Below are 22,809 nucleotides of genomic sequence, written 5' to 3' on the forward strand. Positions count from 1 at the left end.
TTTTCCCTTAAGGAAAGGGTTCAGATATATATGAAAGATAATTTTTGGCATGAGTTGCCGCGGCCGTTTTTTGTTTTAGCACCAATGGAAGCTGTAACGGATGTCGTTTTTCGTCATGTCGTAAGTGAAGCTGCAAGACCTGACGTGTTTTTTACAGAGTTTACGAATACAGAGAGCTTTTGCCACCCAAGAGGAAAAGACAGCGTACGTGGGCGTTTAACGTTCACGGAAGATGAGCAGCCAATCGTGGCCCATATCTGGGGAGATAAGCCAGAAAACTTCCGACAAATGAGTATCGGTATGGCCGAGATGGGGTATCGTGGAGTCGATATCAATATGGGCTGCCCTGCGCCTAATGTCGCAACAAAAGGAAAAGGTTGCGGATTAATCCGTCGTCCAGATGTTGCAGCAGAAATCATCCAGGCTTCTAAAGCAGGAGGACTTCCTGTAAGCGTGAAGACCCGCTTAGGTTATACAGAAGTAGATGAATGGCACGACTGGTTGAGGCACCTGTTAGAACAGGATATCGCTAACCTTTCCATCCATCTTCGTACGAAAAAAGAAATGAGTAATGTAGACGCTCACTGGGAGCTGATTCCAGAGATTAAGAAGCTTCGTGACGAAGTTGCCCCTGATACGCTTCTGACCATCAACGGGGATATTCCTGACCGTCAGAAGGGTCTTGAACTAGTTGAAAAGTATGGAGTTGACGGTGTAATGATCGGGCGAGGAGTCTTCCATAACCCGTTCTGCTTCGAAACAGAGAAGAAAGAGCATACCAGCGAAGAGCTACTTGATCTTCTACGTTTACAGCTTGATCTTCATGATAAGTATTCAGAAGAACTAGAGCCACGTCTCTTCAAACCACTTCGCCGCTTCTTTAAGATTTACGTTAAAGGCTTCCGAGGAGCGAGTGAGTTACGAAATCAACTAATGAGCACTGAATCTACCGATGAAGTTCGTGCCTTACTTGATGAGTTTACAGAGAGTAATGGAGTGGAAGAAGAAAAAGGTTTTTCTATTTCTTAAATACATTTCGCTCTCTTCCATTCAAACTAATACTTTAAATACGAAAAGAGAGGAAAGCCATTTAGGTCTTCCTCTCTTTTTCATTGGACAAGCTTACTTGTATTTCCTTAATAATTCTTTCGGAATATGACAATAATCATCTGGACATTTGGTTAGCCGATCTTGATGCTCTTCCGCACTTCTCACATAGTTTGTAAGAGGTAAAACTTCCACCACGATACGATCAGCGTCCTCTCTCTCCCTTATAAACGCTTTCGCTTCGTCCAAATGTGCAGGGTTCTCACTATACACACCCGTTCTATATTTCACCCCAACATCTTCTCCTTGTTGATTTAGACTGTAGGGATCAATAATTTCAAAGAAATACTCCATCAATTCATTTACGTTTACAATTTCCGGATCAAATGCTGTTTTAACACATTCTGCGTAGCCGTCATAATCACCGTCTAGTGTATAACTCGTTCCGTTCGCTCTCCCCGCTTCTGTTGACGTAACTCCGGGCAATGTTTTAATGAATTCTTGTACACCCCAGAGACATCCACCTGCAAAATAGACTGTTTCCATAGTGACTCACCTCTTTATTTAAGCAATACTTTGTTTTATTCCTTAATCTACTCACTATTTATGGTACGGTTCCCCGCGTAGTAAACAAACACAAAGTAATAAATAGTACTCTTATTTATATATCAATATGATGATTATAATAGCAAAAAGAAGCATGTCTGTTCATGCTTCTTTTAAAATTTATCTAATATATCTTGTGTGTTTTCTATGATAGATGGAAGTTCCTTCGATACTTGATCCACATTGTTAAATGTTCTCATGTTGAAAGCTTTACTTAATGTTCCATTTATCGTGTTGAGAGCCGCTTTTATCCTGCTTTGCTTTGGATTCTCTTCCTGAAGTGTTTCTTCTAAATCTTCAACTTGTTCATTTATGTCATTCTTATCTTTCGGTTCAGTAAGGTGTGGGATAATATCTCTAACACTAATCAGGAGTTGTTGAAGTTCTCCTATACCAGCACTGTTTACATTTTGTTGAACATTTGAGCTATGATTATTTTGCTGTAAGTTAGTTATGGGAGCATTAAAAGTATTATATTGCTGCATATATGGAGAAGGGGTATTATTTTGTGAACGTTTACCAACAAAATCTTTTAATCTTTCCGCAGCATTGTTAATATCAATCATATCACCAGTCATATCGGATCCTTCAACGTACAATTTCTCTACTGGCCTAAAATCATTTTTCCAGTATGGTTTGTATTCACTTGCGTGCCAAACCTTACGGTGGCTTCTATAGAATCTCCCAGCATTTTGTCCAATATTCTTTAATAAATTAACATGGTATTCTTGAATTTCAGAATCTATTCCATCTAAGACATCTTTTAGATCTTGGATGGCCGTGATAAAGAATGAGTATAGATTCCTACAACTAATTAAAAAGTCAATATCAACTTCCACACTAAGACTACCAGTATCAATTTCCCTAATAGTTTCTTCAAAAAGATCACTTACACCTTTTATATCCTTTTTCCAATTACTCAATTCCTTTACTACTTCGCTCAACGGCTGCGTTGAAAAGTCCGTACTGCCAGTAAAAGCACCTCTTGCCATAAATAATCTCCTTAATAGATACTAGTTTACCTCCCAACCATTATATCAATAAATTCTCGATAATATGAGAATTGTATCGATTTTAAAGTAATGGGGAGGAAAATATATTAGTTATACTAAACTGATTCAAAATTAGACTTGCAAATGAAAGGATAGACGAATTTAGTCGGGGGACGAACTTTCATTACTTTCTGTTACGGGGGCTATTAGAGCGTAAACCTAGAGGGAAAGACCTCGGGATAGTACAAAACAACTTAAAGACTATTTTACTGACTTGGGGATAACGTACTTACCCAAACCCATATAACCCATAATATTACGTTCCTCAGAATTGAGCTGTCATTTATTATCTCAAGATGTAAATCAATTCATTACCCTCAGTTTCTCTTCAAGTAATATAGATGGTGATATAGGTTTAACTTAAGAATTAATCGTTAAATGGAGAAATATAAAATACATTTCCTACAATTTGCTTGGCTCTAAATTTGTTATCCATATCGATGTTTTTGTTAAAAGTAATTACGTAAACACTCTTTCTTAATTGTGGATTACTCTCTTCTTCTTGTCTCGTATGTTCTGATATCACTGCTTTAAAAACGTTCCTATTTGAAATAAAGAATACGGGGCAAACGCTAATAGTGTTAGTTTTTACATAAACCCCGATTATTATGAATATAAATAAAAGAGAGATCCATAGATTCATAATAGAAGCATAATCAAGAGATACTAAGGGTAAAAGTAAGCTTATTAAGAAGAAAGAATAATCATTTACGTTTAAACTTTCATAATTTCTAACAACTACCTCTTTCCCGTAAGAACCTGCTTTCAATTTTTCATCAATTCTACTAAACAAAAAAGAAACAACTCTTCTATACAAAAAAATAGTAAAGACAACTATAAATATGATGATAAGTGTATCAAATTGGTTTTTAGAAAGATATTCTTTAATATATAGAGCTAAAGAAGTATTTTTAAAATAGTCATTTCCATCAATAAACCGATATAACATTATTATTATAAAGGGGAGGTATGCAGATATCCAAATAAGGTATTGCTCTTTTTTTCCCCATATCATTTTTATTCACTCCCAAAATGAAGATAAAATGGTAATATATTACTCGTAAGCCATTACAACTTTTACATCTTCAGTTAAAAAAGATTTCGCTATTTTATCAGTAAAAAAATGGATTAAAGGTGTTGGGCTCATATCTTCATTGTAAATAATTTTATTATTTTCAGTATCAATATAATCAAATAATGTCCATAAAGATCCTATCTTGCGTTTGTATTCCTCTAACTCTTGAGTGTCATCAGGCGCATTCTCCCTAATTCTTAATAATTCAGCGCATCTATCAGAGAAATTAGATTCTAGGACTTCAATTGTTTCACGATCAATCTTTGCAATACTTCTTGAATAAATAAACGCTTTACATTTTTCTTCGAAATCCAATGGATTTGAATCATTGCCATTAAAGAAATCCATACCTGTGATTTCTGATAGTCTTTGATCTCTTTTACGAATAATATGATCTCTATAATTAAAAGCATATTCAAAAGGTTTAATGTTAACTATAAAGATGTAGTTTTCAAGTATGAAAAAATCAATATTACCACCTATGTCCATCACAGGGTTGGTAACGAATGTATATTCATTTGAAGTTTTCAAAGCCCATTTCTTTTTAGAAGAACTCTTTTTTGTACCTCTATAATAACAAAAGTAAACAGAAGAACCTTCATAAGTTAATTTTACTATTTGAAAGTTGGTTTGATCTTCTGGAAAGTCCTCTGAAGAATTTGCTAATTCACTTATCAAACCTCTTTTACGAGCCAATAAATCACTTGAATTATCTAAGTCAAACTTCATAAGTTGATCTTGCCTATTAATCTCATGATTGTATTGTCCGACATGGAATCGTTGAACCACACCAGAGTCATCCTTTTTTAGTTCGTTTAATGATTTCACTATATGTTTTTTAAGCCACGATGTTACTTCAGGGCTTACAGATACTTCTTTAGATTGATACAAGTTATCTGCATGTTTTTGTTTTCTAACAAGGTGAAAAGATAGACCAATACCACTTAAATTATTATCTTCTCCTACATCTAAACCGCTTAACTTCTGGATTATATTTTCTCCACTATTTAAATCCAAAATATCCCTCTCCCTAAACAAAAAAATAATTCTTCCATATAACCCCTTGAATATACTTTAAAAAATGAAATACATCTACATAAACCAATATTTAAAGATTTCACACTTGTTAAGACACTATGTAATAGGTTAATATTACCAAAAGCGCTTAAGTTTGTGAATTTATACGTGTTATTCTTTAGCATTAAAATCTAACCTGATATTTAGATCTATAGCTTTACATTAGTCACCAAGAAACATATACCTCTAAAAGTCTTTGATATGTAAGGTAAAAAGGTGTTCCCATATTATCAAGGAACACCACATATAAACTGATATATCAATTATACTTTCTTTATTTCAATGAAGTTATATTCTTTTTGGGGAGTTAGGTATTGATTAAAAAAGTTAGGCTCTAAGTCTAACAATGAGGAAATCTTTGATAAATTTAAATTGAATTTATTTGATAAATCATAAGGGGTTATGACTTTTTTCTCTAGAACGTGTGTCATTAAGCTCCTTATTTTTCCTGGCTTTATAACATCAATTTCGTTATCTAATGGTTCATGCTTTACAAACCCATATCTTCTTAATAATGCATTGAAATGCCTATACTGCTGATATGACATTTGATTTAAGGAATAAACACGCTTTCCCATAGCAGCTATAGAAACATTCCATTTTCTTTTCAGATCTATATATGATTTAGGATTCGAAACCTTGCTAATAAACTGGATATCATTTAAAAACTCATCCTTAGGCAACAGAAAGCTTGCTGCAAATAAATGAGCTTCTTTTTCCATCTTATTATAGCTATTTTTATCAATAGCTTGAAAGTCTTCGTTATAGTGCATTACAAGATGGCCAAGTTCATGAGCTAAGTCAAAATTCCTTCGTACAGCAGTTTTATGATTACTATTAAGAACTATATACGGCCTATCATGAATAGTCCATGTACTATAACCATCTGTATTAACGTCCATGGGCTTTTCTAGCACAAATGCTCCATTCTTTTCTATATGGAAAATTAAATTGTTATTATAGGTTGAATTTAATCCCAATGTAACTCGTGCATTAGAAGCTAATTCCTCAATTATTTTCTCTTTATTGAAATTATCCTTATTAAAATGCTCTCCCATAATTCTTTGAGAATTGTTTCTCAAGGAGAGCAGTTTATTCGGTGGGTGTTTGATAGTCTTTTCAATATACACCAGAAGTAATTCTATTTGTTCAAGGTATGATTTTTCAGCATTAACTTTTTGCATATTGTTCTTCTCAATAGACCTATAAGCAATATGCTTTTCATTTACTATATTGAAAGCATTATTTTCCTGATAGAAGTATTTCGACTTCACATCAAAGATATTAGACAAGTTCAATATTATTTCCATTTTAGGAGAGGTATAACCCTTTTCATATTGCCAGATTGCTTGCTCTGTGATGCCTAACTTTTGCGCTAATTCTGCTCTAGACATTTCATTCATAGAACGCAGATTAACGAGCTGTTGACCGACAAACATGGTTTGCACCTCCTCTTACTCGTTCTCTTGCTCCTCTGGAATATCTTCAATTCCATAATCAGCAACAGATTGGTTTGGTGAAATAGGCTCCTTCTCACCACTCACTACATCTAATTCAGTTGCGTCTATTGAAACGTTGGAATTTTCAATGAGTTCAGTCCAACTTTCCACTCTATACAGAACATTTTCATTAGGGTTTGGTAGAAGTAATTCAATTTCAGATATCATTTTATTATTATCTGTTGTATAAGAAATTATAAAAAAACGATCATGTTGTCTTGAAATTTCAGTTACCTCTTCATTTAATTCTTCATCAATTAGAGGGAAGTCATCAAAAGTTAATTGTTCATTGAACTCTTTATCATCTTCTATCTCATTAAAAGTAGCATCACTGTTAATACGGGATAGCTTCGCGAGATAATTTGTTTCGACGTTTCTCTTCTTAGTTGAAGGAATTTTGGTACCATGTTTCATTCCATGCTTAATAATAAAAAGGACTTTTTCATCTTCTTGGGTAAATTGTAGATATCCCCATGCGTATCCAGCTTTAGAATGATTGTAAGTGACACCAAATTCAGGTACTTTTTGAGAGACTGCATCTTCTATATGATTCCCTTTTACCCAAGCATATGCAGAACTTATCTCAAGTTCAATCTTCTTTTCTTTTCTGACACCTAGATAATCCTTGTAGCCTTGTAAAATACCATCGACAATCCCTTGAGCAAAATCATTCTCAAACTTATACTTTTTCACGATCTTACCTCCCAATGAAGAATTAGTATTCCTTTAAAATTATACCTCAACCTGTTTTTTAATTAAAGTTTTTTTGTTTTTTAGACCGTTTTTTTAAAGTGTAAGAGTTTGAATATATCAAAGCCTTAATTTAAATGAAACATTTCTTTCATTCAAAATATAATGGTTAGAAAACTAAGCGTTAAATTACCTTTTTAGAACAAGCAGTTAATTGTAATTTTATGCTAAAATATGAACGATTTCTGAAGTGTTGTTTTTAAGATAACGAACATATTTGTTTATGATAACCAACACGTTTAAAGGGCCATGATGCAATAAGACACATGAGTAAATATGTATTTATAGAAAATTAGTTAGGAGAAGTAGTATGTCGATTATTGAAAACCGTCATCTAAAAAAAATAATTAGTAACTATAACATCACACCTTTAGAAGTAAGTGCTTTGGAAATTTCTAATCAACTTTTTTTAAACTTAGATAAAATTGAAGATTTCTTGATATATGCAAGTGACTTAAATTCTAAATATTGTTATTACCATTATTCTTACTACATATTTGATGACTACACTATTCCTAAAGAATGGTACAGTGAGTATTCAAAAGAATTTAGAACCGAAGTACTCCTACATAACCAATACATCAAATCATTAGATTTTAGCTCACCAAAAAATTTAAAGCTATTTATTCTTCAAAATGGTACTTTCGTGGGAATAGAACTAACAAACCCTTGGATTGAAGAGCAGGGAATCCTTCCAGCAGAAGAAGCTATTGATTTTATAGAAAAGAAATTCTGTTGCGAGGTTAAGGAAATTAAGAAGAACAAGAAGGAACAACAAAAAGAAGATGAAGATCAGTTGAGGGAGATTATCTTTAATGATCCTGATTTCAGACAATGTAAAAATCAAGAACTACGATATTGGTACCTAGTGGAATTGCTTGAAAAAGAAGATATGAAAAAATATAGTTATTTAATCCAACCACCTGGGATACCACATATGGGTAAGATAAAAATGTTTATGGATAAAACTTGGGGACTGTTTAAAGAACGGAAAAAGCAAGAAGATTAGCCTTTTTTATAAAAGTTTCCACTTCTAAACAAGAATATAAAAACATCACAAAAGATCCCCTCTATCATCATGAAGGGGATCTCTGTATGAATAAACCATCCTGCCTACCAAGCTAATAGTGGTTTACTCTCAGTTTAAGAGTTTGATGTGATTTTAACTTTTGATTTTTTCGTCGAGAACTCTTTTAGACCAGCCCTCGGTATACTTCAAGCGGTTTTCTTTTAGCCCTAATTTATACCTTCTATTAGTAACTGTCCTTTTTCCTACATCAAACAGCTCAGCAATCCTACTATCTGATATTAACTCATGATAGAAGATTTCCTTTAATTCTTCTTTAGTAAGTTCATCAAAACTCTTCAATCCTCCCATTTCCTTTTGCTTCTGAAAGTCCTCAAATAAAAATTTTCTGAAACTCATCTTTAATCCCCCTGTATTTATGTAATATTATATTTCCATTTTATCTATTTCTAATAAACCATTGTATTCGTCTATCATCGCTTTGGGAGGCCCTTCTGTTTCCTCTAAAATATTTATTTTCAATCCTAGGTCATACCGTTTTTTTGTGACTATTTTCTTTTCTACATCAAATAAGTAAGCTATCATTTCATCTGTTCTAATTTCATGATAGAACATTTCTTTCAACTCTTCCTTGGTAACTTCATTAAATTGTTTAAGGTTCCCTGCTTCTTTCTGTCTCTTAAATGTTTCATACATAAATTGTGTTTTCATAGGTCATTCTCCTTATCATTTGTTATAAGTCTATATTACCATTAATATATTTAATTGTCAAAATATTACAAAAACTAAAACTAATACTGTTCATTCTCGATCGATTCACATAAACGATTACCTAGAGATGTAGAACAGTTTGTGGTAATAAAATTAGTGATACCTTTAATCAAACTGTTAACCACCCCCTACACAACCCGTCATACCAGTATTTTTAGTTGTTTACCAGTAAAATCTTTAACAAGTTAAAGCATATGTTTTCAAAGGCCATTCATAGAAGTGATATTCTATGAACGATTTTAACCTCCATACGACTACAATATATATCTATTGAATGCCTGTTTAAAAGAGTTCCTTAGAAACGCGTATTAAGCGTTACGCACGATAGTGCGCGTTAATATATGCCTGTAACGATCGGGGTGATATAAGAAGCGATCGGGAATAAAGCTTTGTTTCTAAGCGGAAAAATGCGAAAAACGTTTATTAGTACATAGTATATGGAGAGTAATTACGAAAAAACTTTTGAGCGTTATGCTGCAATGTTTAGCTAGTAATTAATATAGCCTTTCGGATCGGGTTTTCTATTACTGGTGTGGGAGTATTAGTATTTTATCCTCTATTCCAAAGTTGGTATTTATTGGTTGATGTGTATTAAGAATTAATCTATAATTTGAGTATCGTTAATTGGAATAACTTTACAGGAGGGATGGCATGGATCCTCAAGGACGTATCACTTTCGATATTAGTATGATTTTAATTGAAGATGATAACACGGGCTTTATTAATGTCGTTTACTACCAATTCGAAGATGGAGTACATAACTCTGTTTTCACCGTGAGTCATGAAAACACTTTTCAAGAGGTAGAGATGCTAATACTAAGTGACCTTGGAAAAACAACATCTACTTGGATAGCTATAGTAGAAAATAGAGGGCGTACCCGTCAAGTGAGATATCGTAAAGAGAAAAACCAAGATGATTAAGTATTATCCAACTCACACAGCTTCATTAGAAGCCTTGTGTGAGTTGTTTGTCCATTTAAATAGATTAGCCTTATTGAGCTCAAAATGACTCTCAAAAGGGATTCTATACACCTCTGTGAGCCGCTTCAATTCATCTTGATCCTTCTTGTCTAACCTCTTCCATTTACTTTTATACTTACGTTTGTTGCTTACGTTTTTCCGCAAGCCGTAGAGCCTGTTTTTATTCCACTTTGAAGTATCTAACTTAGTCACATCTTCTACAAAATTGAATTTAGTCAAACTGTCGAATATAAAGTCAGTATTAAAGTCATGAATACTTGTTTGTTCACTAAGTTTAGGTCTAAATCGAAACTCAAATCTGGTAGAGTGACTATGCGTTATATCCTTACCTCTGCTCTGTTCTTTTGCATTTCTATCATAGACAGCTACTTTTACTTTGGAATAATTGCCACCTAAGTAATAACCACTCCAAGTTTCCCTACTGAAAGTCTTCGTATTTCCATGTGGTCTTAGGAATACATGGTTATCATAATCACTGTTTATATCAAAGGCTACATCCAGTCTTTTAAACTTCCAATCAATCTGTTGAATAACTTCCTTTAGCGATTGGGGCATGTTTATCAGAGCATCATTCTGCATGATAATCATAGCGTTGTAATGATATCTAGCATATTCATTCTTTATATTAAGGTTAATTACATAGAATGGGTCTTCACTGTTTGTTGATTCTAGAAACTTTGAATGACCATATGTCATATTAAATCTATCTCTGATAAATATTTTCTCCTCAATTGATAGTTTGGCAACCAATATCACTGTATCAATTGATGTGTTTATTGAGAGTAAATCATCTTCAGTCTGGTTAATACCATCCCCTCCTGTTACAAATTTTTTGATTAATTCTTAAAGCATTTCGTTATATAAACAACTTGTGTTAGTTTAATTTAGTTAGTTATTAATATATGGGAGGACTAAGGGAGAGCTAATCCCTTAATCCTCATATCTACTTAAATAAATACCTTCTTCAATAGTTACATTTACACAGTTGAATACCTTGGTATATTGAGTTTCCTGAGTTTCTTCATCGTAATAAGCTTTGTAGTATGAATCCAAAACTATAGGTATTTCAGGGTTAGTTTTCACTTTATACTGACTATTCCCTGATCTATCACCAGTACTTTGAATAAGATATCTATCATCCATAAATACCCCACTATCACAATACTGGCTAATACGTTGTCTTTTCACTTCTAATAACTCTGCTGCTTGGATCATAGTATCAGTACCCCAAAGCTTTTCTTCCCCTAAATCAATGACCTCTATTTTAACTGCCTTATCTTTTCTTACATTCGCCTCTAATGTAAGTACATCAAGGTTATCTATAGAATAATTACCCTCTGGATTAATCCTATCAAGTGTAGGTCTTAAACTTCTCTTTCTGCCTTTTTTTATATAATCAGCAGTTAAATTCAACATTTTCTCCCACAATTCCGTCCTGTCCCTCAGGAAAGGCACTATATCTTTTCCTATTGGTATTTCATACTGTATTCCCCTATGGCTATACTCGCGATTTGTTCTTCCTTTTGCATAATAACTACTCTGTATTGCCAACATTTCCGCTTCCTCAATGATTTCTGGTGAAAAATTATCCATGATATCAATCTCCTTTAATATTTGTTTATCTATTTAAAAAGGTAGCATATAACACAACGCTTAATGCTACTTTTTCATTCATCAATATGGTATGTGAAAAAACCATAGGGTAACTCCCCTCCCCAATGATCTACTAAATCCTCTAACCCCTTTTCATCACTATTTAAAGCTCCATAAACAATTTCAGCAATTAGACTAGTAAAATGACTATCTTGACCTTCATAAGGCATACTGTTTTTCCTCCTTTAAAACTTTGTAATCTCACTTTAACAGCCAAAGGTAGCATGGGTCAACCTAAAAGTAGCATATAATGCTATTTACATATTATCTTATGTGCTATATGCTACTTAAAGGAGGGATTATTTATGAACGGAATAGAATTTGGTAAGTACATTAAAGAATTAAGAAAAGAACAGAAAATATCCTCAAAAGTACTCTCACAAAAAGTCGGAAAGGCTGTAACATACGTCTCTCAACTAGAGAGAGGCTTAATAAAGAAACCTGATTTTTCTACATCAATGGCTTTATTGCATGAGCTTGGTTTTTCTTCTGAAAAAGCAGATCTTATATTAAACAAAAAGTTTGAAGCAGATGAAACGATAGACACAACAGCAGGCCTTACCTACAAAGAGGATTCAGGTAAATTTGAACAATATCACCAGTCATCTTTACTTTTACTTGATGAAGAAATAGATGAACTAAAAGAAAAGAATAATCGGTTCCATAGTGTAATGAATGAGTTAATTGAAAGAGATTTTTCTAGAGCAAAAATTCTTATAGAAAATCTCGATAAACTTACCAGAAGTAAAAGAGGGTTTGCTTTTTTGTCTAACCTTTTCTCATATGACTTTTTAAAAATTGAAGAAAGAGACAAAGATATGTTGAAAAAGTTAATAGATGATTTTGAGCTACCAGAAGAAGAAATTCATGACTTGGAGGACTGAATATAATGAAAGCGGCACTATATGTAAGAGTTTCAACAGAGGAACAAGCTGACGATGGTTACTCTATTGATGGGCAGATTCAATCACTAAAAGAATATTGCACGAAGATGAATCACGAGATTGTTGAGGTATATAAGGATGAAGGTATTAGCGCTAAAAGCCTTAACAGGCCTGCCTTACAGAAGATGCTGAGGGACTTAAATAGTAATAACTTTGATTTGATTTTAACATGGAAATTTTCTAGGATTTCAAGAAAACAAGTCGACTTACTTAATGTTATAGAGGATTTGGTTAATCACAATGTTACTTTATATAGCGTTAGTGAGAATATAGATTATAATACTTCACATGGTAAAGTTATGATGCAAATTCTGGGTTCCTTTGCGGAATTTGAGAGAAATCAAATGGTAGAGAACGTTACATTAGGAATGAAACAAAGGGCTAGAGAGGGAAAATGGAATGGTGGAAGTGTATTAGGTTACAAATCAGAAGATAAAGAATTATATATTTTAGAGGAGGAAGCCGAGACAGTCCGTAAGATTTTCAGCCTCTACCTTGAAGGAAAGGGTTACAAAGCTATCGCTAACCACCTTAATCACAGAGGTTACAAAACAAAAAAGAATAGGCAATTTAGCGTAACATCAGTTCGTACAATTTTACACAATCCTGTATATGTAGGGTATATAAGATTCAATCAAGTAGAAAACTGGAATGAAAAAAGAAGAAGTGGCACTAACTCTAATCCAATAGTAGTAGAAGGTTCCCACGAACCACTAATCACTAAGGATACATGGGAAAGGACTCAAGAATTAATCAGAAAAAAATCTCACAAACCTTCTAAATCATTCTACGGAACTTTTCCTTTAACTACATTACTTAGATGTCCACAGTGTGGACAAGGCATGATTAGCCATAAATCAAGGGCTTCAAAGAATAGTGATGAGTATATTCGTTACTATAAATGCAGTACATTTAGCAATAAAGGCTCCGCTGCTTGCAAATCAAATACTGTGAACGCTGATTACATCGAGGGAGCTGTGTTTAAAAGGTTAGAAGAAATAGTATCTACTCCAAATGAACTTGAACAAATAGTTGAAGAAATCAATTCTAAGGTTAAGTCGCAAAAAGACCCTCTTTATCAGGATCTTGAACAAATTGATACTCAACTAAAAAAGATAAATAACAAAAAAGCCAAATATGAAGAATTATTCGATAATGAGGATTTATCTGCAAGCTATTTTAAAGAAAAAATAAATACCTTCATAGCTGAAGAAAATGATTTATTAGAACAAAGAGAAAATATACAAAACGAGATTGATAAACCTACAATGGAAGAGGTATCTTTTAGCTTTGTTCATGATTCTTTAAAGAAGTTTTCTAAGTTATTACCTAAAGTACCAGCAGAGCAACAAAAGCATTTTCTTCACAATATGATAAACAGAATTACATTAATTTCGCATGAAGATAGACGTATCGAAGATGTAGAATTGTACTTCGATACGTCTAAAAAAACAGATGACTTTGTGTTTACTTATGGTACGGTTCACCTCTATTAATCCTAAATGCACGATAAATCTGTTCTAACAACACGAGGCGCATTAACTGATGAGGCAGAGTCATTTTAGAAAAGGATAAGGCAAAGTCAGAACGATTCATGACCTCATCACTTAAACCTAAAGACCCTCCTATAATAAAGGTCACTTTGCTTTTCCCGTAAGTAGCAAGCTGGTCTAATTCTTTGGCTAATTTCTCTGAGGTGAGCATTTTCCCTTCAATCTCAAGCGTAACGACGTGGGCGTCCGGATTGACCTTAGCAAGAATCCGCTCTCCTTCTTTCTGTTTCACTTCTTCCATCTGCGCTTCACTTAAGTTTTCTGGAGCTTTCTCATCTGGTACTTCAATTAAATCAATAGAAGCATAGGAACTGAGTCGTTTCTCATACTCTTGTATACCTTGTTTTAAATATTTTTCTTTAAGTTTTCCAACAGAAATAATGGTGATCTTCATAACTTTACTCCTTCATTCCATTTCTTATTTGTATCGTATCATGAAACGGCGTAAGAGCATAAAAACCCCAAAGCCTTAAAAGCTTTGGGGATAATGTTTTACTTATTCATGGAGGAAAAGAAGTCTGCTAGTGGGTCATCTTCGTCGAACTCCACTTTTTCTTCCTTCTTATGAATCTCCTCTTGCAAGTGATCAAGATTGATATCATCAAGATCATCATCTGTTGTCCAGTTCTCCTCAGAGGCGGATGCCGCTTCATTCGCTTGCCAATTATGTTGTTCATGTGACAAAGCTTCACTCTGACCAGAGGCTATCGATTGGGACTTTGTTTGAATAGCGGCCTCTACTTGTTCTTGGAGTTCTAACACATCATCAAAATCATAAGCATTGTTGTGTAACGATGCATATAAAGAGGTAGCGCGAATAGGATCCATAAGCAGCTGATAGAGAATACTTCCGATTAAAGCCTCAGAATGCTCGTGCTTAAGCCAATTGCGCTGCTCCTTCGTTAATGATTTTGGTAAAGAAACTGTAACCGTCTCTTTCTCCTTCGAACGTGTTTCTGATACGCCCTGTAATACATACTGAGCGATTCGACTGGAGAAGTTTCGCTTTTCTGTTTCCTTCAGATGTTGGAGTTGTTTTAAAACGTAATCTGGTGTATCTGAGGGAATGCGAAACGTAATTGCCTGGCCTCGTTGAACACCCTTTTTAGAATCTCCCATGAAATCTCCCTATCTACTTAGCAGAAGTTGCTTCTTGTTTTTGCTTCTCCTGTTTTTTATCTTTGTTCGTCTTTCGCACGAAATCTGACACTAGCTTGTAATACGCATTGGCCATCATCCAGATGCTCTCATTTTCGTCTTCAAAGAATTCAATATTAAATCCATCAAGACTGTTATTCAGCGATTTTAAGTACTCTTTTAATACGGCAGAACCGCCTCCAACAAAATAGCAAATCTCAGATTGAGAGTTTCGTTGCCATACGTTACGAAGGTAGCGATATTGCTTTTTAGCCAATTCTAAAAGTATGCGGTCTGTAATATCATGAACGCTTGTCCGACTTCCTTTAACCATGATGTGGTGACGATCATTTTTACGCGTAATAATATCAACAACATCGCGACGACTATCTAACTCTACTCCATGTTTTGTACGGATTTCGTCCCGAATGGCTTCTAAAGACTCTGCTACACCTAGGTTGAATCCTTGAGCTTTATCGTCATCGACGTTGCGGTTACGAATCACAGCAATATCTGTTGATAGACCGCCAATATCCTGAATTAAAATCTGTTTATCAATCAAATCTTTATTAATTACATTTAAATCATTATCCATTACTAGATTTACAAATGCCGCAAATCCTTCTGGATAGACTTTCACTTCATCAAACTTAATATTAACTTTCATACCTTGATATCTAGGAGTGACAAGGAATTCTACTTGGTGCACCGATCCTAGTAGCTGAGAACGGTAGCCTACGTCCTTACCTTCTTTTACTTCTCTAAGTGGTAACCCAGTCCCAAGCGTGTAATTAGCTTCTACTACATTACGATTATTTCCATGGTGCTTCTGTGAGCCGTCCTCTCTTGATACAGCATCAAGCGCTAAGGAAGCAAATAGCATCACAAGTGTTTGGTCTTCTTCAGATTTACTACTTCCTGGGTCTAGCTCAGTAGGGTTACTCCCTTTCGTTGCTAGATTACCTACACGGTAAATCGCGTTATTATCCTTTAGTGCAGGTGAATGCACGCGGATATGTAGGTTATCTACCGGATCTTTTTCGTCTAATTCTTCTATTCCAATTACAGGACGATCTTCAATATCTCGTGCGATAACATTTGGAATGTAAAGCTCCGAATCTAATTTACCAAACAATGCCTTAAGGGCATCATTACCAACATCTACAGCAGCAATTCTTGAATTTGTCATGAAACTAGCTCCCCTTCTTTTTTTGAAGTTAATGACTAGAGTCTCTCTTCCGTTAATTAAAAGATATAGAAGATTTAGACAACAGTCAATGTCTTCTTTTGTCGACAATTCTGTATACATGTATACATTTTTCGTTTACATGTATACGTTATATGTACACATGCCTTTAGAATAACGTGTGTACACGTTTGTATACTTGTATACACTATTGTGTACTTCTTGTTTACAGTTTTGTTTACATGTATTCCAATTTGTATACAAGTAAACATATTTGTACACATGAAGGCTTGTCCCACAAGCCACAAAAAGAGAGAAGATGAATCCCCTCTCTCTTCATTTCATACCTATTCGTTTCACGTATTCAAATTATGACCACGTTTACAGTTTTGAAAGATCTCCATTTTGGATCCATCCTCTAGCTTGAAGAGCCAGTACGAGGTGTCGAATACCGACCATATAAGCAGCTTGACGCATTTCACAGCCTTTATTTTCTTTCATCTCATATACACGCTTAAAGGCAGCAATCATTTTCTCTTCAAGCTCTTTATTTACCCTATCTTCCTTCCAGTAATAGTTCATTGTATTCTGGACCCATTCAAAATACGAAACCGTTACACCACCGGCGTTACATAAGATATCCGGGATAATAAAAGTCCCCTTCTCCTCGAGGATCTTGTTCCCTTCTGGAGTTGTTGGCCCGTTAGCTGCTTCTGCTACAATCTTTGCTTTGATCGAAGGAGCCGTTTCGCTTGTAATTTGATTTTCTAATGCCGCTGGAATAAGAATATCTACAGGAAGAGCAAACATCTCTTCATTCGAGATGGATTCGCACTCTTTGAAGTCGGCAATCACATTCCCCTCCCCTATGAACTCTAATAAGGCCGGAATGTTCAATCCATCCTCCTTATAGATCCCTCCTGATACATCCGTAACAGCTACAACTTTAACACCAGATTCATGTAAGAATTTAGCCGTTGCGCTGCCTACATTTCCAAACCCCTGTAAGGCAGCCGTAGCCCTAGATAGGTCTATATTTAAAGCATTTGCCGCTTCTCGTATGTGAATAACAACACCTCGCCCTGTGGCATCCAAACGTCCTTCAGAACCTCCTATAATAATAGGCTTTCCTGTAATAAGCCCTGGTATATTATAGCCGCGAAGTTTGTCGTATTCATCAATCATCCAAGCCATAATTTCAGGAGTTGTGTTCATATCAGGGGCAGGAATATCCTTTTCAGGACCAATGACTGGCGTTATCTTTCGGATGTAACTTCTGCTTAACTCTTCTAATTCCCTTTGATTTAGGTCTTCCGGATTTACAATTACGCCTCCCTTTCCGCCTCCAAGTGGTAATTCAATAATAGCTGACTTAAGAGACATCCAAATAGAAAGAGCTTTTACTTCATCTAGGGTAACGGATGGGTGAAAACGAATTCCTCCCTTACATGGACCTAGTACATCCAAATGCTGAGAACGGTATCCAGTGTAATTCTCGACGGATCCATCCTCTTTTCGTATAGGGATGGAGACTTCCATGACTCTCATGGGTTTCTTTAATATGTGGTATATGCTTTCATCCAAGCCTAACTGTTTTACTGATTCACTTAGTAATTGTTTTACGATTTTATAAGGATTTTGATCATGCGTAGCGATATCTGCTTCTGCTTTATGCTTTTCCATAGCTTTCCCTACCTCTCGTACGTTTACATACTCCTAATGTGTCACTGAAACTGCTTCATTATGTAAGGATCCGTTATATTTCTTTACTCATTTGGAAAGATAAGAACACTATTGATTAAAGAAGGGACATCTTCAATATGAGTAAAGTAAGCATGAGTTTTATATTAAGACTAAAGTTAGATAAACAGACGGCTTCTTTTGGACAAATTGCAACCGTTATTAGCTCAAATGGCGGGGATCTAGTTGCAATAGACGTTATAAAAGAAAACAAAAATACCACCGTTCGAGATTTAAGTATTAACGTTAATCAAGAAAGTACTCAAAATCTTATTATAAGTGAATTAAGAAAGTTAGACGGAATTTCTATTCAACATACTACAGATCGAACATTTCTGGCCCACTCCGGAGGTAAAATACATGTCGTTCCTAAAGTCAAAATTGATAACCGAGACGATATGTCTAGAGTTTACACACCGGAAGTCGCCAGAGTATGCGAGGCCATTGATCAGGACGTAGATCTTGCTCACGAGTATACAGTTAAGAAGAATTCTGTCGCTGTCATTTCAGACGGAACAGCCGTACTTGGTCTGGGGAAAATCAAGCCAGAGGCCGCCATGCCTGTTATGGAAGGCAAAGCTATGCTCTTTAAACAGTTTGCTGATATTGATGCTTACCCTATCTGCTTAGACACACAAGATCCTGAAGAGATTATTACCATTGTTAAAGCTCTCAGACCTACATTTGGCGGAATCAACTTAGAAGACATTGCTTCTCCAAACTGTTTCTCCATTGAACAACGTCTTAAGCAAGAATTAAACATTCCTGTATTTCATGACGATCAACACGGCACAGCAATTGTTGCACTTGCAGGCTTATTAAACGCTCTTACACTTGTTTCTAAACCTATTGAGGCTTGTAAAATCATCGTATGTGGTATTGGGGCTGCAGGGATGGCAATCACGAATATGCTCCTAAAAGCAGGCGCTACCAATATCATTGGTGTCGACGTTGAGGGGGCACTTCATTGCCGTAAAAAGTATGAAAGAACCGGGTGGAATGAATTCGCTAATAAAACAAATCCAAACCAAGAAGAAGGAGAATTATGCGAGGTTATTAAAGGAGCCGATGTGTTTATTGGTGTCTCTGCCCCTGGGCTTTTAACGCAAGCTGACATTAAACAAATGGCTAAGTCACCTATTGTTTTTGCCCTAGCTAATCCGGACCCTGAAATTCGCCCTGAAGAGGCTAAACCTTATGCAGCCGTTATTGCTACAGGAAGATCTGATTACCCCAATCAAGTGAATAATGTCTTGTGTTTTCCCGGTATCTTTAGAGGAGCGTTGGACTGCCGTGCTAAAGAGATTAATGATGAAATGAAACTTGCCGCAGCTAAAGCCATTGCTTCAACCATTCAAGAAGATGAGTTAGACGCAGAGTATATCATTCCAAGTGTTTTTAACAAAGAAGTAGTACCGACTATTCGACAAGCAGTCATAAACGCTGCCATTACAACAGGAGTAGCTCAAATCGAGCCTGATTGAAAATACTGAAAGGAGAACACATATGAAAGAGGATGAGAAAAAACAGCAGCAGGATGCAGAAGAGGCTATAGGGAAAAAAGACATTGAATTTTTAGCGTTCCGTGGCGGCCCCTTCACCGCCACACTCCCCCTTGTGTTCTTTATTGTTTGGGCCATTTCTTTAAGCGTAACAAAGTTAGTGACTGAGGAGGCCCTTGTTTTAGGTATGGTTATTGGTGTAGCACTTGGACTCTTTTTCTGTAAATCTGTTTGGAAAGATTACGCTCAAGGGCTCGTTGAAGGCATGGCTCAACCAATCGGTATTATTGCAGTGATTGCTTGGTTTTGGGCGGGAATGTTTGCTAAGCTCCTTGCAGCAGGAGGGCTAGTAGAAGGATTAATATGGGTTGGGTTTGAAACAGGACTTGAGGGTGGGTATATCGCAGGACTGACTTTCCTTTTAGCTGGTGTTTTCTCAACAGCGGTTGGAACAGGATATGGAACCGTTGCGACGTTTGGTATTCTGATGTTCCCTGCTGGTATTATATTGGGCGCTGATCCGGTTATACTGCTAGCTGCAATATTAAGCGGAGCGGTGTTCGGGGATAACTTAGCTCCTGTTTCAGATACCACAATTGTTTCTGCTACAACACAAGAAGCTGATGTCCCAGGCGTCGTGCGTTCTCGTTTTAAGTACTCTATTACAGCCGCTATACCGGCCCTTATTTTATTCGTAATCTTTGGAGGTGGAGAGCAGTCAGGGAATGAAGAAGCCTTTAAGCAACTACAAGAGCAAGTCACCCCTACAGGCTTACTCATGCTCATTCCATTTGCTATCGTATTAACCCTGGCTCTTTCAGGACGTCATTTGTTAACCTCCTTAACGATTGGCATTGTGTCTTCTATACTTATGATTATTGTAATAGGTGTACCGCTTCGCAAGGTTTTACACATTTATCGTAATGATGCAGGGGAAGCCGCAATTGGGGGGGCATTAATGAATGGGATAGGAGGATATTTTAACATGGCGATCCTCATATTATTCATATTGGCAGCGGCTCACCTAATGGAACTTGCAGGTACCATGGAAGCCATAAAGAATTTCTTTCTTAAGATCATTAATGGTGTCGTGAAACGGGCTGAACTTTCGATTTTCGCCATTGTTGCTTTTTTAAATGTGTTTATTACAATCAATACGGCTGCAGAAATTACGGCAGGCCCTTTTGTAAGAAAGATTGGTAAAGAGTTTAATATACACCCTTACAGAAGAGCAAACTTCCTCGATACTGTATCCTCTTCGCTAGGATACATCTTCCCCTGGAGTGGTGGGGTACTACTCGCATGGGCGACAATTAAAGGGGCGGCGAAGGATTATGATTTCTTACCAGTAGTTGGCCCCACAGAAGTATTCCCTTTCGTTTTTCAAGGTTGGTTTCTGTTACTGGTCATGTTTATATCAGCCATAACGGGCTGGGGGCTTAGATATATAGGTAAAAACGGTGAAGAAATAAAACCAGAAAAATGACAAACGAGGATTCCTAATTAGGAATCCTCGTTTTTATTGTTCTACTCTGTTACTGGCTCACGATCGCCTTTAGGGTCAATATTATGGTTTACATGAAAAATATTATTGGGATCATATTTTTGCTTAATGGCACCTAGCTGGTCATAATTCGAACCATAACTGTCCCGTATAATGGTTTCGTCATTTTCAGTGAGATTCAAATAGGATGTCTGCTTATAAGAATAGGCTAAAAGAGAGTGACGAATCTCATTAATCCATTCTTTCGCCTCTACTTCTTGGCCGTCTTCATAGATCACGTCCACAAGTAAAAGATACTTACCACCACGAACGTAATAGGCAGTTTCGTTAGAAGGAATACGATTCATATGCCCATGAGTTTCCCATAATTGCACCATAGCAGGGGCAGGGGCTTCATTCATTTGAACTACAATTTGATCAAGCGCCTCTTCTGTTAGCTCATCAAGATATAGAGAGGTACCAGTAATACAAGCATTCTGAGGAACCATCGCGTCCAACTTCTTCTGCAGCTCTACGTACGGCATGACAGCTGTCATATCCGCTAATGGTTGAGCTAATTCCCGTAGAGGCTGTATAATCGTTTCTCCTTCTTCAGGAGACCCAGCATACATTCCTGCTACTATAATCACTCGACGATGGTGTAAAAATTCAGGAATGAAAGGAGCTGGAGGCAAATCAATCATAGTTGCATTTACACTGATTTCATCAGGTGCCGTTTCTAGATATGTATTTAAGTTTTGGAACACCTGTTTAACATCTTTAAAATCATACATTACATCAAGTGCTAACACTTCAGGTCCTATTTCATGAAGCTGGAACTCAAATGAGGTAACAACGCCAAAGTTACCACCACCTCCACGGATTGCCCAAAACAGATCAGAGTGCTCCGTTTCACTCACCCTAATATGATCCCCATCAGCTGTGACCAAGTTAACAGCTTGAATATTATCACAAGTCAATCCATACTTAGCTCTAAGATAACCTAACCCACCGTTTAACGCTAATCCAGCCACACCTGTCTCTGATACCGTTCCAGTAGGGGTAGCTAATCCATACTTCTGTGTTTCTTTGTCAACATGAGCAAGTGTAGCTCCACCTTGCACACGCGCAATTCTTGCATCCTTATCCACTACCACATTCGTTAGTTCGGAAAGGTCAATCATAATCCCACCTTCTGTTACTGCAGTACCTGCTACATGGTGACCTCCGCCCTTAATCGATATTTCTAAGTCATGTTCTCTTGCATACCGAACTGCACTCATTGCATCGGCCTCTTCTTTACATACCACGATCATTTGTGGAGATTTATCCACAGCCGCATTCCAAATCCTCCGTTGTGTTTCATACCCTTCATCACCTGGAAGTAAAACCGAACCTTGTACTTGCTGTTTTAGTATATTAGTCATATTCCTCTCCTTACACCATTTTGGTTTATAGTACATTGTATGTATGTTAATAAATATATTATCAATAAATTTAATATTTTGGAATAAAATTCTTGTAAAAACCTCCCCTAAATAGTTCTTAAGGATTATGTCTAAAGGAACATAAAAAAACGACAGTTTCTAAGGCAGAAACTGTCGTTTTTTTACCATCACTAATTAAAAATTGTATGACTATTCAAACTTATCAACATAATTATCCACAGCCCTCTTCTCATAACAATACTCACAAGAAAAGGAAGCATATAAACAAGTTATTCACA

Annotated in this window: 23 protein-coding genes; 7 read left to right on the plus strand and 16 right to left on the minus strand. The window is 35.9% G+C overall.

The annotated features are described in order from the left end of the window. Positions 1 to 30: 30 nt before the first annotated feature. A complete protein-coding gene (locus IEW76_RS03470; RefSeq protein WP_188650957.1) occupies positions 31 to 1,029 on the plus strand; it encodes a tRNA dihydrouridine synthase in 999 nt (332 codons plus the stop codon). A gap of 93 nt (positions 1,030 to 1,122) precedes the next feature. On the opposite strand, the gene IEW76_RS03475 is transcribed toward IEW76_RS03470, so the two are convergent. From IEW76_RS03475 to IEW76_RS03500, 6 genes are all read right to left on the minus strand, one after another. Then, a complete protein-coding gene (locus IEW76_RS03475; protein ID WP_188650959.1) occupies positions 1,123 to 1,593 on the minus strand; it encodes a peptide-methionine (S)-S-oxide reductase in 471 nt (156 codons plus the stop codon). 173 nt (positions 1,594 to 1,766) lie between these two features. Further along, positions 1,767 to 2,645 (minus strand): hypothetical protein, encoded by an 879-nt coding sequence (locus tag IEW76_RS03480; protein ID WP_188650961.1) that lies wholly within the window; start codon positions 2,643 to 2,645, stop codon positions 1,767 to 1,769. 427 nt (positions 2,646 to 3,072) lie between these two features. Further along, positions 3,073 to 3,720 carry a KwaA family protein gene (locus tag IEW76_RS03485; protein ID WP_188650962.1) on the minus strand — a complete coding sequence of 216 codons (648 nt, stop codon included), beginning with the start codon at positions 3,718 to 3,720 and terminating at the stop codon, positions 3,073 to 3,075. Between the two features lie 39 nt (positions 3,721 to 3,759). Continuing rightward, a complete protein-coding gene (locus IEW76_RS03490; protein ID WP_188650964.1) occupies positions 3,760 to 4,797 on the minus strand; it encodes a Kiwa anti-phage protein KwaB-like domain-containing protein in 1,038 nt (345 codons plus the stop codon). Between the two features lie 323 nt (positions 4,798 to 5,120). Beyond that, complete coding sequence (locus IEW76_RS03495) at positions 5,121 to 6,296, minus strand: spr1629 family repressor/antitoxin (RefSeq protein WP_188650966.1); 1,176 nt, start codon at positions 6,294 to 6,296, stop codon at positions 5,121 to 5,123. A 15-nt stretch (positions 6,297 to 6,311) separates the two neighbouring features. Then, positions 6,312 to 7,049, minus strand: a complete 738-nt coding sequence (locus tag IEW76_RS03500; protein ID WP_188650968.1) for a spr1630 family ClpXP-sensitive toxin — start codon at positions 7,047 to 7,049, stop codon at positions 6,312 to 6,314. A gap of 367 nt (positions 7,050 to 7,416) precedes the next feature. Between IEW76_RS03500 and IEW76_RS03505 the strand changes: the two genes are divergently transcribed. Beyond that, on the plus strand, positions 7,417 to 8,115 hold the full coding sequence (locus IEW76_RS03505; protein ID WP_188650970.1) for a hypothetical protein: 699 nt from the start codon (positions 7,417 to 7,419) through the stop codon (positions 8,113 to 8,115). 153 nt (positions 8,116 to 8,268) lie between these two features. Here the strand turns inward: IEW76_RS03505 and IEW76_RS03510 are convergent, their stop codons facing one another. Together IEW76_RS03510 and IEW76_RS03515 are read right to left on the minus strand one after the other, a co-directional pair. Further along, on the minus strand, positions 8,269 to 8,532 hold the full coding sequence (locus IEW76_RS03510) for a hypothetical protein (RefSeq protein WP_188650972.1): 264 nt from the start codon (positions 8,530 to 8,532) through the stop codon (positions 8,269 to 8,271). 27 nt (positions 8,533 to 8,559) lie between these two features. Next, positions 8,560 to 8,844, minus strand: a complete 285-nt coding sequence (locus IEW76_RS03515; RefSeq protein ID WP_188650974.1) for a cytochrome-like domain-containing protein — start codon at positions 8,842 to 8,844, stop codon at positions 8,560 to 8,562. A 711-nt stretch (positions 8,845 to 9,555) separates the two neighbouring features. Here IEW76_RS03515 and IEW76_RS03520 point away from each other — a divergent pair. After that, positions 9,556 to 9,825, plus strand: a complete 270-nt coding sequence (locus tag IEW76_RS03520) for a hypothetical protein (RefSeq protein WP_188650976.1) — start codon at positions 9,556 to 9,558, stop codon at positions 9,823 to 9,825. A 12-nt stretch (positions 9,826 to 9,837) separates the two neighbouring features. Here IEW76_RS03520 and IEW76_RS03525 read toward each other — a convergent pair whose 3' ends face one another. From IEW76_RS03525 to IEW76_RS03535, 3 genes are all read right to left on the minus strand, one after another. Next, the gene (locus IEW76_RS03525) at positions 9,838 to 10,440 is read right to left on the minus strand and encodes a hypothetical protein (RefSeq protein ID WP_188650978.1); all 603 of its coding nucleotides are present in this window, start codon (positions 10,438 to 10,440) and stop codon (positions 9,838 to 9,840) included. 375 nt (positions 10,441 to 10,815) lie between these two features. Beyond that, on the minus strand, positions 10,816 to 11,478 hold the full coding sequence (locus tag IEW76_RS03530) for a hypothetical protein (protein WP_188650980.1): 663 nt from the start codon (positions 11,476 to 11,478) through the stop codon (positions 10,816 to 10,818). A 74-nt stretch (positions 11,479 to 11,552) separates the two neighbouring features. After that, the gene (locus tag IEW76_RS03535; RefSeq protein WP_188650981.1) at positions 11,553 to 11,708 is read right to left on the minus strand and encodes a hypothetical protein; all 156 of its coding nucleotides are present in this window, start codon (positions 11,706 to 11,708) and stop codon (positions 11,553 to 11,555) included. A gap of 135 nt (positions 11,709 to 11,843) precedes the next feature. Between IEW76_RS03535 and IEW76_RS03540 the strand changes: the two genes are divergently transcribed. Continuing rightward, complete coding sequence (locus tag IEW76_RS03540) at positions 11,844 to 12,422, plus strand: helix-turn-helix domain-containing protein (RefSeq protein WP_188650983.1); 579 nt, start codon at positions 11,844 to 11,846, stop codon at positions 12,420 to 12,422. 5 nt (positions 12,423 to 12,427) lie between these two features. Continuing rightward, entirely contained in the window at positions 12,428 to 13,978 is a 1,551-nt protein-coding gene (locus tag IEW76_RS03545; RefSeq protein ID WP_188650985.1) for a recombinase family protein, read from the plus strand. Here the strand turns inward: IEW76_RS03545 and rlmH are convergent. From rlmH to IEW76_RS03565, 4 genes are all read right to left on the minus strand, one after another. Beyond that, positions 13,950 to 14,429: a 23S rRNA (pseudouridine(1915)-N(3))-methyltransferase RlmH gene (rlmH, locus tag IEW76_RS03550; RefSeq protein ID WP_188650988.1), complete on the minus strand. Its 480-nt coding sequence runs from the start codon at positions 14,427 to 14,429 to the stop codon at positions 13,950 to 13,952. The two genes, IEW76_RS03545 and rlmH, sit on opposite strands and share 29 nt — an antisense overlap. 98 nt (positions 14,430 to 14,527) lie before the next feature. After that, positions 14,528 to 15,154, minus strand: a complete 627-nt coding sequence (locus IEW76_RS03555; protein WP_188650990.1) for a hypothetical protein — start codon at positions 15,152 to 15,154, stop codon at positions 14,528 to 14,530. A gap of 13 nt (positions 15,155 to 15,167) precedes the next feature. Next, on the minus strand, positions 15,168 to 16,361 hold the full coding sequence (locus tag IEW76_RS03560) for a ParM/StbA family protein (RefSeq protein ID WP_188650992.1): 1,194 nt from the start codon (positions 16,359 to 16,361) through the stop codon (positions 15,168 to 15,170). 378 nt (positions 16,362 to 16,739) lie between these two features. Continuing rightward, positions 16,740 to 18,041, minus strand: a complete 1,302-nt coding sequence (locus IEW76_RS03565) for a Glu/Leu/Phe/Val family dehydrogenase (RefSeq protein ID WP_188650994.1) — start codon at positions 18,039 to 18,041, stop codon at positions 16,740 to 16,742. Between the two features lie 137 nt (positions 18,042 to 18,178). Here IEW76_RS03565 and IEW76_RS03570 point away from each other — a divergent pair, with 137 nt between their 5' ends. Together IEW76_RS03570 and IEW76_RS03575 are read left to right on the plus strand one after the other, a co-directional pair. Next, complete coding sequence (locus tag IEW76_RS03570) at positions 18,179 to 19,582, plus strand: NAD-dependent malic enzyme (RefSeq protein ID WP_188650996.1); 1,404 nt, start codon at positions 18,179 to 18,181, stop codon at positions 19,580 to 19,582. Positions 19,583 to 19,604: 22 nt separating this feature from the next. Beyond that, positions 19,605 to 21,086, plus strand: a complete 1,482-nt coding sequence (locus tag IEW76_RS03575; protein ID WP_188650998.1) for a Na+/H+ antiporter NhaC family protein — start codon at positions 19,605 to 19,607, stop codon at positions 21,084 to 21,086. Positions 21,087 to 21,127: 41 nt separating this feature from the next. Here IEW76_RS03575 and IEW76_RS03580 read toward each other — a convergent pair whose 3' ends face one another. Beyond that, positions 21,128 to 22,510, minus strand: a complete 1,383-nt coding sequence (locus IEW76_RS03580; RefSeq protein WP_188651000.1) for an FAD-binding oxidoreductase — start codon at positions 22,508 to 22,510, stop codon at positions 21,128 to 21,130. Positions 22,511 to 22,809: the final 299 nt, after the last annotated feature.

The sequence above is a fragment of the Pontibacillus salipaludis genome (assembly GCF_014642405.1).
In the GTDB taxonomy this organism is placed as follows: Bacteria; Bacillota; Bacilli; order Bacillales; family BH030062; genus Pontibacillus; species Pontibacillus salipaludis.